This window comes from Rhizobium sp. L9 (genome assembly GCF_002531885.1).
Lineage (GTDB): Bacteria > Pseudomonadota > Alphaproteobacteria > Rhizobiales > Rhizobiaceae > Rhizobium.
Genome location: NZ_NWSZ01000029.1, coordinates 58,612 through 73,046, shown reverse-complemented (window position 1 = coordinate 73,046; position 14,435 = coordinate 58,612). Strand labels below are relative to the sequence as shown.

The 14,435-nt window shown below is 60.1% G+C and carries 12 protein-coding genes and 1 pseudogene; 7 read left to right on the top strand and 6 right to left on the bottom strand.

Annotated features, from left to right (window positions below; all coding sequences use genetic code 11):
- Window positions 1-28 precede the first annotated feature (28 nt).
- Complete coding sequence (locus tag CO660_RS26205) at window positions 29-2,518, bottom strand: bifunctional diguanylate cyclase/phosphodiesterase (RefSeq protein ID WP_245421385.1); 2,490 nt, start codon at window positions 2,516-2,518, stop codon at window positions 29-31.
- 399 nt (window positions 2,519-2,917) lie between these two features.
- On the opposite strand from CO660_RS26205, the pseudogene CO660_RS33995 reads away from it, so the two are divergent.
- From CO660_RS33995 to CO660_RS26185, 4 genes and pseudogenes are all read left to right on the top strand, one after another.
- Window positions 2,918-3,348 (top strand): annotated as a pseudogene (locus CO660_RS33995) (hypothetical protein); the annotation flags it as partial.
- 142 nt (window positions 3,349-3,490) lie between these two features.
- On the top strand, window positions 3,491-4,819 hold the full coding sequence (locus CO660_RS26195; protein WP_245421384.1) for a TadE/TadG family type IV pilus assembly protein: 1,329 nt from the start codon (window positions 3,491-3,493) through the stop codon (window positions 4,817-4,819).
- On the top strand, window positions 4,816-5,346 hold the full coding sequence (locus CO660_RS26190; protein WP_097601197.1) for a TadE/TadG family type IV pilus assembly protein: 531 nt from the start codon (window positions 4,816-4,818) through the stop codon (window positions 5,344-5,346). The genes CO660_RS26195 and CO660_RS26190 overlap by 4 nt, the downstream gene beginning before the upstream one ends.
- 1 nt (window position 5,347) lies before the next feature.
- Window positions 5,348-5,932: a TadE/TadG family type IV pilus assembly protein gene (locus tag CO660_RS26185; RefSeq protein WP_097601196.1), complete on the top strand. Its 585-nt coding sequence runs from the start codon at window positions 5,348-5,350 to the stop codon at window positions 5,930-5,932.
- A 252-nt stretch (window positions 5,933-6,184) separates the two neighbouring features.
- Here CO660_RS26185 and CO660_RS26180 read toward each other — a convergent pair whose 3' ends face one another.
- Complete coding sequence (locus CO660_RS26180) at window positions 6,185-7,024, bottom strand: hypothetical protein (RefSeq protein WP_097601218.1); 840 nt, start codon at window positions 7,022-7,024, stop codon at window positions 6,185-6,187.
- 347 nt (window positions 7,025-7,371) lie between these two features.
- Between CO660_RS26180 and CO660_RS26170 the strand changes: the two genes are divergently transcribed.
- Entirely contained in the window at window positions 7,372-8,154 is a 783-nt protein-coding gene (locus tag CO660_RS26170; RefSeq protein WP_097601217.1) for a pyrroline-5-carboxylate reductase, read from the top strand.
- Here CO660_RS26170 and CO660_RS26165 read toward each other — a convergent pair.
- Window positions 8,151-8,699: a cupin domain-containing protein gene (locus CO660_RS26165; protein ID WP_085781805.1), complete on the bottom strand. Its 549-nt coding sequence runs from the start codon at window positions 8,697-8,699 to the stop codon at window positions 8,151-8,153. The genes CO660_RS26170 and CO660_RS26165 overlap by 4 nt on opposite strands.
- A gap of 139 nt (window positions 8,700-8,838) precedes the next feature.
- Here CO660_RS26165 and CO660_RS26160 point away from each other — a divergent pair, with 139 nt between their 5' ends.
- Window positions 8,839-10,173, top strand: a complete 1,335-nt coding sequence (locus CO660_RS26160; protein WP_097601195.1) for an aspartate aminotransferase family protein — start codon at window positions 8,839-8,841, stop codon at window positions 10,171-10,173.
- Between the two features lie 146 nt (window positions 10,174-10,319).
- Here CO660_RS26160 and CO660_RS26155 read toward each other — a convergent pair whose 3' ends face one another.
- The 3 genes from CO660_RS26155 to alr form a co-directional block, all read right to left on the bottom strand.
- The gene (locus CO660_RS26155; RefSeq protein WP_097601194.1) at window positions 10,320-11,339 is read right to left on the bottom strand and encodes an AraC family transcriptional regulator; all 1,020 of its coding nucleotides are present in this window, start codon (window positions 11,337-11,339) and stop codon (window positions 10,320-10,322) included.
- 73 nt (window positions 11,340-11,412) lie between these two features.
- Window positions 11,413-12,681, bottom strand: coding sequence for a D-amino acid dehydrogenase (locus tag CO660_RS26150; RefSeq protein WP_097601193.1), 1,269 nt, complete (start codon window positions 12,679-12,681; stop codon window positions 11,413-11,415).
- A gap of 30 nt (window positions 12,682-12,711) precedes the next feature.
- Complete coding sequence (gene alr, locus CO660_RS26145; RefSeq protein WP_097601192.1) at window positions 12,712-13,845, bottom strand: alanine racemase; 1,134 nt, start codon at window positions 13,843-13,845, stop codon at window positions 12,712-12,714.
- Between the two features lie 124 nt (window positions 13,846-13,969).
- On the opposite strand from alr, the gene CO660_RS26140 reads away from it, so the two are divergent.
- Complete coding sequence (locus CO660_RS26140; RefSeq protein WP_085782073.1) at window positions 13,970-14,434, top strand: Lrp/AsnC family transcriptional regulator; 465 nt, start codon at window positions 13,970-13,972, stop codon at window positions 14,432-14,434.
- Window position 14,435 lies beyond the last annotated feature (1 nt).

Below are 14,435 nucleotides of genomic sequence, written 5' to 3'. Positions count from 1 at the left end.
CGACGCGGCAGGTGAGAGACGGGCTCGCTCACCCGCGAGGCCACATCTCGCTCGGGCTGGAGCCGCCGACCGGAGAGCGCAGTCTGAGAGCGATGATATCCGCTTTCGGCACTGCCTTGCTGTAAAGGAACCCTTGCGCCGAGCCGCATCCGTTTGCGGCGAGAAAGGCAGCCTGCTCGGCGGTCTCGACCCCTTCCGCCACGACATTCTGGCCGAGACAGCGCGCGATCGAGAGGATCGCCTTCACCAGTTCTTCATTGCGCCTGTCGGCGCTGTTGATGAAGGACCGGTCGATCTTCAGTGTGTCGATCGGAAAGCGCGCCAGATAATTCAGCGCCGAATAGCCGGTGCCGAAATCGTCGATGGCGATCGAAAATCCCATGCTGCGAAGTTCAGAGAGCGTCTGCAGCGTCTCGTCCTTCTGATCGAGGAGAAGGCTTTCGGTGATTTCAATTTCGATCCATTCGGCGCGGCAACCGGTCTCTCCGAGAATCTCGGCGATCGACTTTACCAATCCGGCGGATTGGAATTGTTTGCCCGACAAGTTGACCGCCACCTTGTGCGGCGCCTGGCTGCCGGCATTCAATTCGACCGCGGTCTGGCAGGCTTCGCCCAGCACCCATCGCCCAAGCTCGACGATCAGGCCCGTATCCTCTGCGACCGGAATGAACCGGTCGGGAGGGATCATCCCCATCTCGGCGTGACGCCATCTTAGCAAGGCTTCGGATCCGACCATCGCGCCGCTGTCCAGAAGCACCTTCGGCTGGTAGTGCAGTTCCAGCTCTTCGCGCTCGATCGCTCGCCGCAATTCCGATTCCAGCCGCATGCGTTCCTCGGCATTCGCCGTCAGGTCCTTGGAATAGAAGCGAAAATTATTTCGCCCCGAACGCTTGGCGAGATACATCGCCGAATCGGCGTATTTGACCAGGTCATTGGCGTCGGCGCTGTCAGCAGGATAGAGCGCAATGCCGACACTGCAGGAAATGAAAACCTCCTTGCCATCCAGCAGGAAGCCATCCTTGAACTTCTCGAGAATGTTGCTGGCGATGCGGCCGAGATCGTCGCCTTGCCTGAGATCGGGCAGCAAGATGGCAAACTCGTCGCCGCCCAGACGGGCGACAGTGTCGTAATCGCGCACGCTCGCATTGAGGCGCGCGGCGGCCTGACAGAGCAGATCGTCGCCGACGGGATGGCCCATCGTGTCGTTGATCACCTTGAAATGATCGATGTCGATCAGTATCACGCCTGCCCGCTGGCCCCGCGATCCGGCCGAGGTGATCATCTGCCGCAGCCGATCGTTGAACAGCGACCGGTTCGGCAGCGAGGTCAGGGGGTCATAGAAGGCCATCTGGTGGATCTTCTGGCGTGAGGCATTCAGCTCCGTCACATCACGCGCCACGCCAAGAACCCCGACGACCTCTCCGGCCGCATCCATGACCGGCACCTTGCGTGTTTCAAGAAGAATGGATTGGCCATTCTCCTGCGAAACCACCCACTCCTCATCGCTGAAGATGCACTCGCCAGCCTTGATCGTCGCCTTGTCCGATTCCAGAAAGAATCGAGCCCTTTCGATACCGAACAGATCGAAATCCGTCTTTCCGACAACCTCGGCTTCCGTCAATCCGGTCAGCCGCTCGAAGGTGTGGTTGCACAGGAGATAGAATCCATCCATGTCCTTGACCCAGATCATGTCGGGCATGGTTTGAAGCACGCTGAGCAGCTGCGTCCGCACGGAATTGATGGCGTCTTCAGCCCGTCTTCGCTCAGTGATATCTCGCGAGAATGCCAGGAGCGTGGTGGCAGTGGTCGGATCGGCGCTCGGTCGTCTCGCTACGGAAAGCTCGAACCACCGCGTTTCGCCGCTCGGCAGGGCGATGCAGATGCATCGGCCGTAGGCAACTCCCTCCTGGCCGGCCGTGCGAAGAGCCTCCATCGCGATAGCTGCCTGCTCCGGCGCAAGAATCTCGTTGACCGTCTTGCCGAGCAGCATCTCCTTCTGCTGGGCCAGCAGTTCCGGGTTTCTTGTCCAGACCTGGAGATAGCGGCCGTCCTCATCCACCTCGAACAGAACATCCGGGATGGCGGTGAGGATACCTTCCGCGAATTCGAGCGCCTTCCTGAGCTCCTGCTCCGCCTGCTTGTGCTCGGTAATATCGACAGGGGCGCCGATCAGGCCGGCCGGAGCACCGTTTTCTCCTGGCAACACCGCCTTGTTGAAAACGACGTCCCGTACCGCACCGTTCGCGGCGAGCATCTTTCGTTCGGAGTGCTGGGCTCCGCCTCTCTCGCGGTGCGCCGCGTTATCGACGAAATGGAGTTCAGGCAGATGGTTCGAAGTTAGATCGAAATCGGTTTTCCCGATGATCTCTTCACGTCGGTAGCCGGAAAAATCTTCGAATGCCTTGTTGCAGCCGAGATAGTGGCCTTGCGGGTTCTTGTAAAAAAGCGGAAGCGGAAATGGCCCCAGCAAAGCGTCGAGAAGCGCTTTCCGGTCGATTGCGACGTCCTGATGTTGCATTCCTTTTCCCTCGCCCTCTCCATCTTGCATAAGAAGAGTGGGCTGCCGAGGCGACTGGAACGAGGACTTCGTCATGCGTTTACTCACCATGAGTAACAACCGGATATCTCATCCACCGGCTGAGTTTTCTTCCAAGAAAGCCGCCCAAGTCATTTGAGGGGCGCGGATCCGCTACATCAAGCACGTCGCTCGACCCGGAACACTGCGGTCAGAAAATTAAGAGATCGCTCCGTCTGTGGCGGCGCTGCAATTTTCGGCGCGCGATACGGATCGTCCGCGCGCAAAGTGGATAGTCTCGTCGGCAAAATCCCGTCCGCTCGGTCTTTCATTTTTGTTGCCGGAAGACTTACAGGGTTTCAGCGGGACAGCTTGGGACGCGTAGCCGGCGGGCGACTGGGCAAGGGCGAGCTTGCGGCGCGCGGCTACAGCGTCGGCGAGGATTTCGATTGCAGCCTCGTTCCCGGCAAGTCGATCATCGGGACGGCACTGTCGAAACACGGGAAGCCTCCGCCCGCATGGTGCTCGACCGCGACAATCAGGTCGCGTTCAGCCGGTTCAAGGGATCGCTGCCGTTTCGCACCGACGTCGGCGGGCTCGATCATTGCGGCAAGCTCGGATTGGAGATGATCGAGGCCAAGAACGGTGAAGTCAGCGCCCAGTCGCAGGCCATGCCGACCCAGATGTCGGAAGGCTGGATTGCTGTGGTAGGAGACTTTTTCAACAACAGGACCATGTTTTCGCAAGAGGTTCAAAGACGCCTGCACGACCTGCTGATGCAGCGCTGGGAGAGGCTCCTCCGCATTCGCCGACAGCGTAGCGAATATCCATAATTCGCAACCATGTCCAATAAGCGCAGCAAACGGTGTGCCGACGGTGCATCTTCTACCGGAAATTGGGAAATTAACAAACGCTCAAGTTTTCAAGATACATCTTTCTTTTGCTATTTTTTGTCTTGCGTCATGGTGTGTTTTGTTGGCTCTTTCATACTCGCTTGCTCGAATTACGAGCGCCCTCCGCAGTCTCAAAAGTGACAGAGGCGGCAACGTCGCGATCGTCGTCGCCCTTAGCCTCGTACCGATGCTCGTCGCCGTCGGCGCGAGCTTCGACTATATTCGCAGCTATAATGTTCGACAGAGGATGCAGAGCGATCTCGACGCGGCCCTGATCGCAGCGGTCAAGCAGATCAACAACACCGAGGACACCGACGCTCTCAAGGAGAAGGTTTCCGACTGGTTCCATGCACAGGTGGACAACAGCTACACGCTCAGCGATATCGACATCGATACCGTGAACCACAACATTACGGCCACGGCGAACGGCACCGTTCCGACGACATTCATGAAGATCGCCAACATCGAGACCGTCCCCGTCAGCGTGGCAAGCGCCGTCAAAGGCCCCGCCACGTCCTATCTCAATGTCTATATCGTCATCGACACCTCGCCGTCGATGCTGCTGGCGGCAACGACGTCAGGTCAGTCGACCATGTATACCGGCATCAAATGCCAGTTCGCCTGCCACACGGGTGATTCGCACACCATCGGCAAGACGACATACGCGACCAATTATGACTACAGCAAGGAAAAGAAGATAAAGCTGCGCGCCGATGTCGCCGGCGACGCCGTGCGCGAAGTGCTCGACATGATCGACGAATCCGACGAGAATCATGAACGCATCAAGGTCGGATTATACAGTCTGGGGGATACGCTTTCGGAGGTTCTGGCACCGACGCTGAGCACGGATACGGCGCGCGCCCGCCTCGCCGACAGCAGCTACGGCCTCACCAGCGCGACCTCGAAGGCCGCCACTTATTTCGACGTTTCTCTTCCGACGCTCAAAAAGAAAGTCGGCGCCGGAGGGGACGGGACCTCCTCGGGCTCGCCGCTCAAGCTAGTTCTCCTGCTGACGGACGGCGTCCAATCACAGCGCGAATGGGTGACGAATGGCTCAAAATACTGGCCCAAGGTAGCGCCCCTCAATCCCGCTTGGTGCGACTATCTGAAGAACCAGTCAAACACGATGGCCGTGCTCTACACCGAATATCTGCCAATCACCACGGACTGGGGCTATAACGCAACCGTCGGCTCGACCATGGCGAGCGCCAACTGGAAGAGCACCTGGGGCGGCACCATGGACAGCGGCGTGTCGACCAGCATTTCGAGACGCGATTATATTCCCTACGCACTTGCCGACTGCGCATCGTCGAAGAGCCTGTTCATATCGGCATCGTCGTCGACGGAAATCACAGCGGGCCTGTCGACGCTCTTCACTCAATATCTCTCTTCCGTCCGGCTGACCCAATGACCGCAAGAAACCGCTTTGCCCTGCTTCGCCGCCTGCTCGGCGATCGCAAGGGGGTGGCTGCGATCGAATTCGCGATCCTGGCCCTGCCGCTCTTCATCATGATCTTCGGCATCATCGAAGTGTCACTGATGTTCTTCGTCAACTCCTCGCTGGACGCTTCCGTTCATAAAATCTCCCGGATGATCCGCACCGGCGAGGTGGCGTCATCGAAGATCACATTGAATAGCTTCAAGGCCAAGATCTGCGACGACATGCTTTTGGCTTTCAGCTGTTCCAGCGGTCTCGTCGTCAAGGTCAGCGTGCTCTCCGACCTGTCGTCCGCAACCAGCACCGATCCCATCGACGACAGCGGCAAGCTCGCCGTCACCGAGACCTATGATATCGGCAAGGGCAGCGACTACATTCTGGTACAGGCGTTTCTGCCATGGGAAGCCTCGGTCAATTTCTTCAGCCTGTCGAGCGCCAAGCTTTCGGACGGCCGCTATCTCCTTGGGTCCTCCGCTCTGTTTCGCAATGAGCCCTTCTGAGATGATCATGAAACGGAACCTCCCCCTTCTCAGCCTCGCCCGATCCTGCATCGGTCGCCTCGCCTGCGACCGCACGGCCGCTTCGGGCGTGGAATTCGCATTGGTGCTGCCGATCCTGATCGTGCTGCTGTTCGGCACCGTCGATCTTGGCCATGCCCTCACCGTCAGCCGCAAGATAGACGAGATCGCTTCCAGTGCAGGCGATATGATCGCGCAGCAGAGCACCTGGGCGAAGACCGACGTCACCAAGCTTCTTTCAGGCGCGAGCTTCATCCTCCAGCCCTATGAGACCACCGGGCTGACGATTACGGTCACGGTCAATGATGTCGACAATAGCGGCAAGGCGACCGTCAACTGGTCCGCCGCGTTCAACACCTCATCGCTTGCTTCCGGGACGACAAGCGCGATCGACATACCGGCGAAGATCCAGGAGACGGGCGTCCAGGTGGTGCTGACGCGGGTGCAATACACATTGACGACACCAGTGTCGGCGTTTTTCTCGAACTTCACCGGACAGAACGGCTACAGCTTCGACCACCATTTCTTCAATCGCCCGCGCGTGAGCGACACGATCAGTTACAACTAGACTGAATGTTCGTGGTCGGTGGATTATCAGGTCCCCGGTCGCTTGCCGTCATGACGACAATGATGCATTGCGCGCCGCCTTGGCCGGCCTCCTTCGGCCGAGAAGAATGCGGGATCAGCGCGCCACTATGGAGAGCTTGCCAAGACATTCGAACAGCAGAACGATTGAATGACATGCATATGAGCGCGTCGCTGCAAAGGCGATCCAGCGCTTCGCCCTGTCGCAGGGCGATTACCCCGAGATCGAGCCGGTTCACCCCGCGAGCTTGACGATGCCGTAGGGATTGAACTTGAACTCATCCACGTCATAGCTGGAATCGAAGGAGAGGCTTGCGCTCCGCGCTTTGAGCGTCGGCTCGAGACCCTGCTTGCCGATCTCGTCGGCAACTGCATCCATAATGGCAACGACCTGGCTTTCGCTGCCTGATGTCTCCGGCACATAGACCTCCGGCAGCCCCACCAGATGGAAGCCGACGCTTTCCAGATAACCACGCGCCGAGAGCGGCCGCTTCGCGAAAGCCAGCCGCCCGATGCGCTGCTGGGCGAGCGGATCGCCGGCATTCTGCGCTTCGGCGCCTCGGCCGATCAGCACTCTCCATCGATCGAGCCCATGTGCGATGCCGGCGCTTTCGCCCTTGACGGCAACCGCTCCCGCCTCGATCAGCCGCTCGACGAGACGCAGCGCCGTCATCGACACCTTGACGGTGTCTGCCTGCGTCATGCTCGGCCCGAGGACGTAGAGGACGGATTGATGATCGGCGACGGCTTTCTCGTCCGTCTCGTTCCAGGCATCGGGCTCGACCCGATCCCAGCAGACGTCGAATGACCGGTTCATGCGGTCATCCGGCTCTGCCTGCGAATAATCCTCATCGACGCTGAAGCCGGTGGCGAAATCACCGATCGCTTTGGCCGCCGCTTGGGACAAGCGGCTGAGGTCGCGATCTCTCCCGAGAAAACAGAGAACATGGCGGGGTGTCACCGACGACGCCTCCTCCCGGGTGATTGCTTCCGGGCTGGTGTCGATAGCGAAAGAAGGTTTCCAGCCGATCAGGCCCCATAGAGACCCCAACAGCGCGCGACGCACGATATGCAAGATCAATGCCTCCGTTCGATCGAATCTTTACACCTTCCGCTTGTAAACATATGGCGTACCAAACGAAAGCGGGATCATCGCCCAGGCGATGCGTCGCGCCCTTAGATTAGCTCAGGCCCAGCTGTCCCCCGGGCGTAGATGCGAATGCGGCATTGTCGATGACGGCATGAATGCGCCCCGCCGCTGCGAGCGCATCGCGCCACAACGCAAAGGCGCCGTCAGACTGGAAAGATCGGCCTAACCGGTCAATCCGTTCCCCCGATCTTACGGAGCAGGGCTTCCGCTCCTCACCTGTCGCCGCCATAATGGATGTCGCGCTGGACCGCTTAGAGCTAAGGAGTGATCAGGTGAACATCAAAAGCATCGGATTTGTCGGAACCGGCGTTATCACCGAGGCGATGGTTCGCGGGCTTCTCGCTGATCCGGCCTATGCCTTGGAGATTCACGTCTCTCCACGAAGCGCCCACATCGCGGAAACGCTGGCGGGCGCATTCGCAGCCGTGAACATTGCCAAGGACAATCAGGACGTCGTCGATCGCAGCGACATGGTGTTCCTGGCGATACGGCCGCAGGTCGCCGAGGAGGTCGTGCGGGAATTGTCGTTCAGGGCGGGACAGACGGTCGTCAGTGTCGTCGCGGCGACAGAGCGCCATGCCCTCCTCGACTGGATCGGCGCCGACGTGCATCTCGTGCAGGCGATCCCCCTGCCTTTCGTCGCAACGCGCCAGGGCGTCACCGCCATCTATCCGCCCGATGATACGGTCGCAGCGCTGTTCGACACGCTTGGGACGGCCGTCCAATGTCAGTCGAGGAAGGAATACGACCTTCTCGCAGCCGCAAGCGCAACGATGTCCACCTATTTCGGAATCATGGAAACGGTCGGCGTCTGGCTGGAAACGAGCGGCCTCGAAAGAGCGAAAGCAAATGCCTACATCGCCCCTCTCTTCGCGAGCCTGGCGCAAAGGGCAAGCGGCCCCGGCGCCGAGCCGTTCAGCACGCTGAGCCGCGAATTCGCAACCAGGGGCGGGCTGAACGAGCAGGTTCTGACCGACTTCGAGAAAAAGGGCGGCATCGCGGCGCTGACCGAAGCGCTCGACGGCGTGCTCGCCCGCATCGAGGGCAGGAACTAAAAAGTAGGCGGCGTGCAGGCGCTGATAACCTCGCAGGCCACCGGCCCGATGCAGCGGAACCGGTGCGGGCGCCGGCTTTCGAAATAATAAGCGTCACCTGGCCCCAGCACGCGTCGTTCGTCGTCGACCGTGACCTCGAGCCTTCCCGAGAGCACGATCCCGCCCTCCTCTCCCTCGTGGACAAGAGGAATTTTTCCAGTGTCGGCACCCGGCTGGTAGCACTCCTTAAGCATCTGCAGGCTGCGCCCGAACAGGGTTTCGCCAACCTGCTTGTAGGAAATGGCACCCTTGCCGATCTCCACCAGCTCCTCAGCCGCGTAGAAAGCCTTTTTCGGACGTTCGGGTTCGAAGGCGAAGAATTCCGCCAGCCCGATCGGGATGCCGTCGAGAATTCGCTTCAGGGCTCCAACCGACGGATTGGAGGCGTTCGATTCGATTAGCGAGATCGTCGAGTTCGGCACACCGGTGCGTTTGGCGAGCTCGCGCTGGGAAAGCTTGTGGGCGATGCGAAGATGGCGAAGGCGGCTGCCGATATCGACTGACATGATGGATCCGTTTGCGTTGTTCAGAATATCTAAAATGTGTCGCACGGGCCAAGATATTTCAACAACTTGCGCCGGTAAAGAAAAGGACTTGTTTGCAAAGGAGAAATCATCATTCTCGACCCATCCCAAGGAGGCCAGAATGGATCAGATGAACAAAACGAACACGCCCGTACTCGAAAATTTCTGGATGCCATTCACGGCCAACCGGCAGTTCAAGGCCACGCCGCGCCTTTTGGCCGCCGCGGAGGGCATGTACTACACCGACGTTGACGGAAACCGGGTTCTTGACGGCACGGCCGGGCTCTGGTGCTGCAATGCCGGCCACGGCCGCAAGAAGATCTCCCAGGCGGTCGAGCGCCAGCTTGCCACTCTCGATTATGCCCCGACCTTCCAGATGGGCCATCCGATCGCCTTCGATTTCGCCGCGAAGCTCGCCGAAACCGCGCCGGGCGGGGCTGACGCCAAGCTCGACCGTGTATTCTTCACCGGCTCCGGTTCGGAATCGGTCGATACAGCTCTGAAGATTGCTATCGCCTATCAGCGCGCGATCGGCCAGGGCACACGCACGCGCATCATCGGCCGCGAGAAGGGATATCACGGAGTCGGCTTCGGCGGCATTTCCGTCGGCGGCCTCGTCAACAACCGCCGCGTTTTCCCGCAGATCCCGGCCGACCATATGCGCCACACGCTCGACATCGAGCGTAATGCCTTTTCCAAGGGTCTTCCAGCCCATGGGGTGGAACTGGCCGACGATCTCGAACGCCTGGTGCAGTTGCACGGCGCCGAAACCATCGCCGCCGTCATCGTCGAGCCGATGTCGGGATCGGCGGGCGTGGTGCTTCCGCCGAAAGGCTATTTGGAGAAGCTGCGCGCCACTGCCGACAAGCACGGCATCCTGCTGATCTTCGACGAGGTCATCACCGGCTTCGGCCGTCTCGGCACAGCTTTCGCGGTGGATTATTTCGGCGTCGTGCCTGACCTCGTCACCACGGCAAAGGGCCTGACCAACGGCGCCATCCCGATGGGCGCAGTCTTTGCCAGCCGTAAGGTCCATGACGGACTCATGGTCGGACCTGACAATGCGATCGAACTCTTCCACGGCTATACCTATTCCGGCCATCCGGTCGCATGCGCCGCCGGCCTTGCCACCCTCGAAATCTACGAGGAGGAAGGCCTGCTGACGCGCGCAGCCGAGCTTGCCGACCACTGGCAGGAAGCCCTTCACTCGTTAAAAGGCCTGCCTCACGTCGTCGACATCCGCAATCTCGGACTGGTCGGCGCAATCGAACTCGCTCCCCGTGACGGGGCACCTGGAACCCGTGCCTACGACGTATTCGTCGATTGCTTCAAGAGGGGCCTACTGATCCGTGTGACCGGCGACATCATCGCGCTTTCCCCGCCGCTGATCGTCGAGAAGGACCAGATCGACACGATTGTCTCGACGATCGGCGATGCGCTGAAGCGCGCGGCATAATCCCACCCGGCTCTGGGAGCTCTCGCAATGATCGCCGACGGGCTCTTCGAACGGTTCCCCTTCGACGAGATCTGCGGAATCCAACAGATTTTCACATCGGGATCGTCTGCCGGCGGCTCCGGCCAAGCTGAAATCCTTGAGCGAGGTTAGCGCTTCACGGTCTGTGACGGCAACAGGCCGAAACGCTTCCGGTAGTCGGCTGCAAATCGCCCGAGATGGGTGAACCCCCATCTCAGCGCGATTTCGGCGATGGCCTGGGTTCCGTCTGATTCCAGCAGATCGCGATGGGCGGCAGCCATCCTGATTTCATGCAGATAGGCGATGGGAGTGGTGTTCCTGAACTGACGGAAGCCCTGCTGCAAAGTTCGAACGCTTACCTTGGCCGCCATGGCGATTTCGCTGAGCGAGATCGGTTCCGCGATATGTTCCTGCATGAAATCCATGGCCCATTTCACGTGGCGCGGGGTCGGCAGAGCAGCGGAGCGCGCCAGTTCCTCCGAATAGTGATGGGGACATGTCTCCAGAAGCAGGTACACCGCAGCATCGCAGAGCGATTTGACTGCCAGAGGCGAGCGTTGCAGCAAGCCGTTGCCGCTGAGACCGCTGTGGAGGTTCGAGACGAGTTGCTGCAGGAGGAGCCCCGGACCGGCCGTCAGATCGATGTCGGTATGAAAGCCGACCTCGCCGCTGATCGTCCGCTCGCACATATGGGTGAGCTGCGCGGCGATCTTGGCGCGGTCGATGAAAAGGCAGAAATGACGGCGGGGGCCGACGATCCTCGTTCCCCTGACGGCGCCCGTTTCCAGTATCACGCCGCGACCCGGTAGCGAATATATCGGCTCCTGCTTGCCGCCGAACAACATCATTCCCTGCGTCGGCAGGAAGACAGCCAGTTTATCAGCAACCCCGTCTCGCTTGCTGGAAATCAGTCCTTCATAAGAGCAATCGGCAACGCTTACATCTTCCATCGAGATGAAATTGCAGCGATATGCAATGGGCGTCGTGCCTTCAGCCGAAACGCTTATCTTGGATGTCGGCGTTGACAATGCTTCTGCGAGCTGATCCGCATCCGTTCCGTTCTGCACCGTTGCCCGATAGGACATATTCGCTACTCCCGACAGTCGGACCAGGTTACCAGGGGCATGCCGATCGGAGCTAGCGGACATTCGTGAACTCGCAAAGGATGCCCGCAAGTGACAAGCGTATCATCTCATTCATTCCTCCTGCCGTCTATGCGCGTCAGCCGTATCGGCTAACGGCAAGATCCCTCGCGTCGATATCGGGCGCGGCGCCGCTGACGAGATCGCCGATCAGCCGCGCCGAACCGGTGCTCATGGTCCAGCCGAGCGTGCCGTGACCTGTATTGAGAAAGAGCCCTTTGATCTTCGTCGGGCCGATGACCGGCGTACCATCGGGCGTCATCGGGCGCAGGCCGGACCAGAAGGAAGCCTTGGAAACATCGCCGCCGGGGAAGAGATCTGTGACGGAATGCTCGAGCGTGCTCCGGCGGGCGAGACCGAGATCGTTGGTATAGCCTGATATTTCGGCCATGCCGCCGACGCGGATGCGGTCGCCGAGCCGGGTGATCGCGATCTTGTAGGTTTCGTCCATGACGGTCGATTCCGGCGCGCGCGCGGCATCGGTGATCGGGATGGTCAGCGAATAGCCCTTGACTGGATAAACCGGCAGGCGAATGCCGAGCGGCTTCAGCAGCAGCGGCGAATAGCTGCCGAGCGCGACCACGACGGCATCCGCGCTCAACCGCTCGCGCCCGCGATCAAGATCGCGATCGGTGACGATCCCGCGTACGCGGCCGGCCTCGACGTCGAGAGCCTTGATCGTCGTCCCATAGGCGAAACGGACGCCGAGCGCCTCGGCTCTGTCGGCGAGCGCATTGGTGAACTTGAAGCAATCGCCGGTTTCGTCCTTCGGCGTCAGCAGCCCGCCGACGATCTTGTCGCGCACGTGCTTCAGCGCCGGTTCGACGCGAATGCAGCCATCCCGGTCCAAGACCTCGTAGGGAATGCCGTCGGCGGCGAGCGCCTTGACGTCCTTCGCCGAGGCATCGAGCTGCTGCTGCGTGCGAAACAGCTGCAGAGTTCCCTGCATGCGTTCGTCATAGGTGATACCGGTTTCGGCGCGAAGCTCGGCGAGCGCGACGCGGCTGTAATCGGCAAGACGCAGCATGCGGCTCTTGTTGATCGCGTAGCGCTCGGAGGTGCAGTTCGACAGCATCCTCGCCATCCAGGAGAGCATGGCCATGTCCAATTTCGGGCGCAGGATGAGCGGCGCATGCTTCATGAACAGCCATTTCATGGCCTTCATTGGAATGCCGGGTGCCGCCCATGGGGAGCAATAGCCGAATGAGACTTCGCCGGCATTGGCAAAGCTCGTCTCCAGCGCTGGCCCCGATTGCCGATCGACGACGGTAACCTCGTGGCCTGCCTTGGCCAATTGATAGGCGGATGTGACACCGACGATGCCGGCGCCCAGAACGATGACTTTCATGATGTCCCCAAGGATGGAGCCAGCCGGCTCTCAGCGATATTGCCTGTGATACCGATCGCCGAGACCGGTCAGGATTTCATAAGATATGGTGTCGGCATCCCGCGCAATATCCTCGAGCGTCTGATGCGGACCGAGCACCTCGACAAGGCTGCCGAGCGTCAGCGCGCCTTCGGGCAGCGCCGACATATCGACCGTGATGCTGTCCATCGAAACGCGGCCGACGATCGGCAGGCGGGTGCCCTTGTAATAGACGGCTCCGCGGTCGCTCAGGCAGCGCGGCAGGCCGTCGGCATAGCCGGCGGCAATGGTGGCGAGACGCATTTCCCGTTGCGCGACATGCGCGCCACCATAACCAACCTTGGTGCCCGGTGATACGGTCCGCGTCTGTACGACGGCAACATCGAGACTGACGACCGGCTCCATCGGGTTCGCCGGGCCGGCCCTCGGAGCGCCGCCGTAAAGCGCGATGCCCGGCCGGGCGAGCACGCCATGATAGGCTTTGCCAAGGAAAACCCCGCCGGAATTAGCGAAGGAGATGTCGAAGCCTGGAAATTCGTCGGCGATGCAGGACATTTCTGCCAGCTGGTCGCTATTCTGCTGACCCTCGGTCTCATCTGCCGAGGCCAGGTGGCTCATGATGAACAAGACTTCGATGTTGGTGCCGTTGCGAAGGGCTGTCGCCAGTTCCGCCCTTTCCTCCGGGGGAAAGCCCAGCCGCGACATGCCGGTGTCGAATTGCAGGACGGCAGGCAGGCAGCGCTTCAACGCGCGCGCCGCCGCCGACCATTGCTGCCACTGGGCGAGCGAATTGAGGACCGGTACAATGTCCAGTTCGGCGCAGGCAATTTCATTGCCCGGCTGCAGGCCGTTCAGAACGAAAATCTGGGCGTCCCGCGCGAGCGCCGGCCGCAGCCGCGCTGCCTCGACGAATTGAGCAACGAAAAAGTGCCGGCAACCTTGGGCGTAGAGGGTTTTCGCCACCCTCTCCGCGCCGAGGCCATAGGCATCGGCCTTGACAACGGCGCCTGCGCGCACCGGGACCAGCATCGACACGAGCTTCCGATAATTGCGGCCCAGTGCCGCAAGATCAATCGTCAGAAAGCCCGTGGCTCCCTGCGTGATCGTGGCAGTACGTGCATGGGAGACCAGAATAGCGCTGTCCATGTTCACCCTCTTGTTTCCATGGAGTGTATGAAAGAATAAGCGATATTGCCGGTCATTTCGTCTTATAATATTGCACAGCTTGCATTTTGTGCGCATAATCTACGAAAATTTGGAACAATCGAGCATGCCTGCCCTCGACACGACAGATCGCAACATCCTGAGGCTGCTGCGCCTTGACGCCAGGATGAGCAATGCCAAGCTTGCTGCCGAAATCGGCCTTTCGCCATCGGCCTGCCTCAGACGTATCAAGATCATGGAAAAGACGGGCGTGATCCGCGGCTACACGGCGCTTCTCGATACGAGCAATGCGGATGCGATGATTGCCGTTATCATCAACATCACCCTCGAACGGCAGACGGAGGATTATCTCGACCGTTTCGAGGCGGCCGTCCGCCGTCATCCGGAAATCCGCGAATGTTTTCTGATGACGGGTGGATCCGACTATCTGCTGCGCGTGGAAGTCGCCAATGCCGGCGAATTCGAACGGATCCACAAGGAAATATTATCGGCCTTGCCAGGCGTCCTCAGGATTCACTCCAGCTTCTCGATCCGCAACGTCCTGGCGACGCGCACCAAAAGTAAGCGATGAG

Coding starts and splice junctions, on each gene's coding strand:
- CO660_RS26205 (WP_245421385.1), bottom strand. CDS start 2,518: ATGCAACATCAGGACGTCGCAATCGACCGGAAAGCGCTTCTCGACGCT.
- CO660_RS26190 (WP_097601197.1), top strand. CDS start 4,816: ATGACCGCAAGAAACCGCTTTGCCCTGCTTCGCCGCCTGCTCGGCGAT.
- CO660_RS26185 (WP_097601196.1), top strand. CDS start 5,348: ATGATCATGAAACGGAACCTCCCCCTTCTCAGCCTCGCCCGATCCTGC.
- CO660_RS26165 (WP_085781805.1), bottom strand. CDS start 8,699: ATGTCAGTCGATATCGGCAGCCGCCTTCGCCATCTTCGCATCGCCCAC.
- CO660_RS26160 (WP_097601195.1), top strand. CDS start 8,839: ATGGATCAGATGAACAAAACGAACACGCCCGTACTCGAAAATTTCTGG.
- CO660_RS26155 (WP_097601194.1), bottom strand. CDS start 11,339: ATGTCCGCTAGCTCCGATCGGCATGCCCCTGGTAACCTGGTCCGACTG.
- CO660_RS26150 (WP_097601193.1), bottom strand. CDS start 12,681: ATGAAAGTCATCGTTCTGGGCGCCGGCATCGTCGGTGTCACATCCGCC.
- alr (WP_097601192.1), bottom strand. CDS start 13,845: ATGGACAGCGCTATTCTGGTCTCCCATGCACGTACTGCCACGATCACG.
- CO660_RS26140 (WP_085782073.1), top strand. CDS start 13,970: ATGCCTGCCCTCGACACGACAGATCGCAACATCCTGAGGCTGCTGCGC.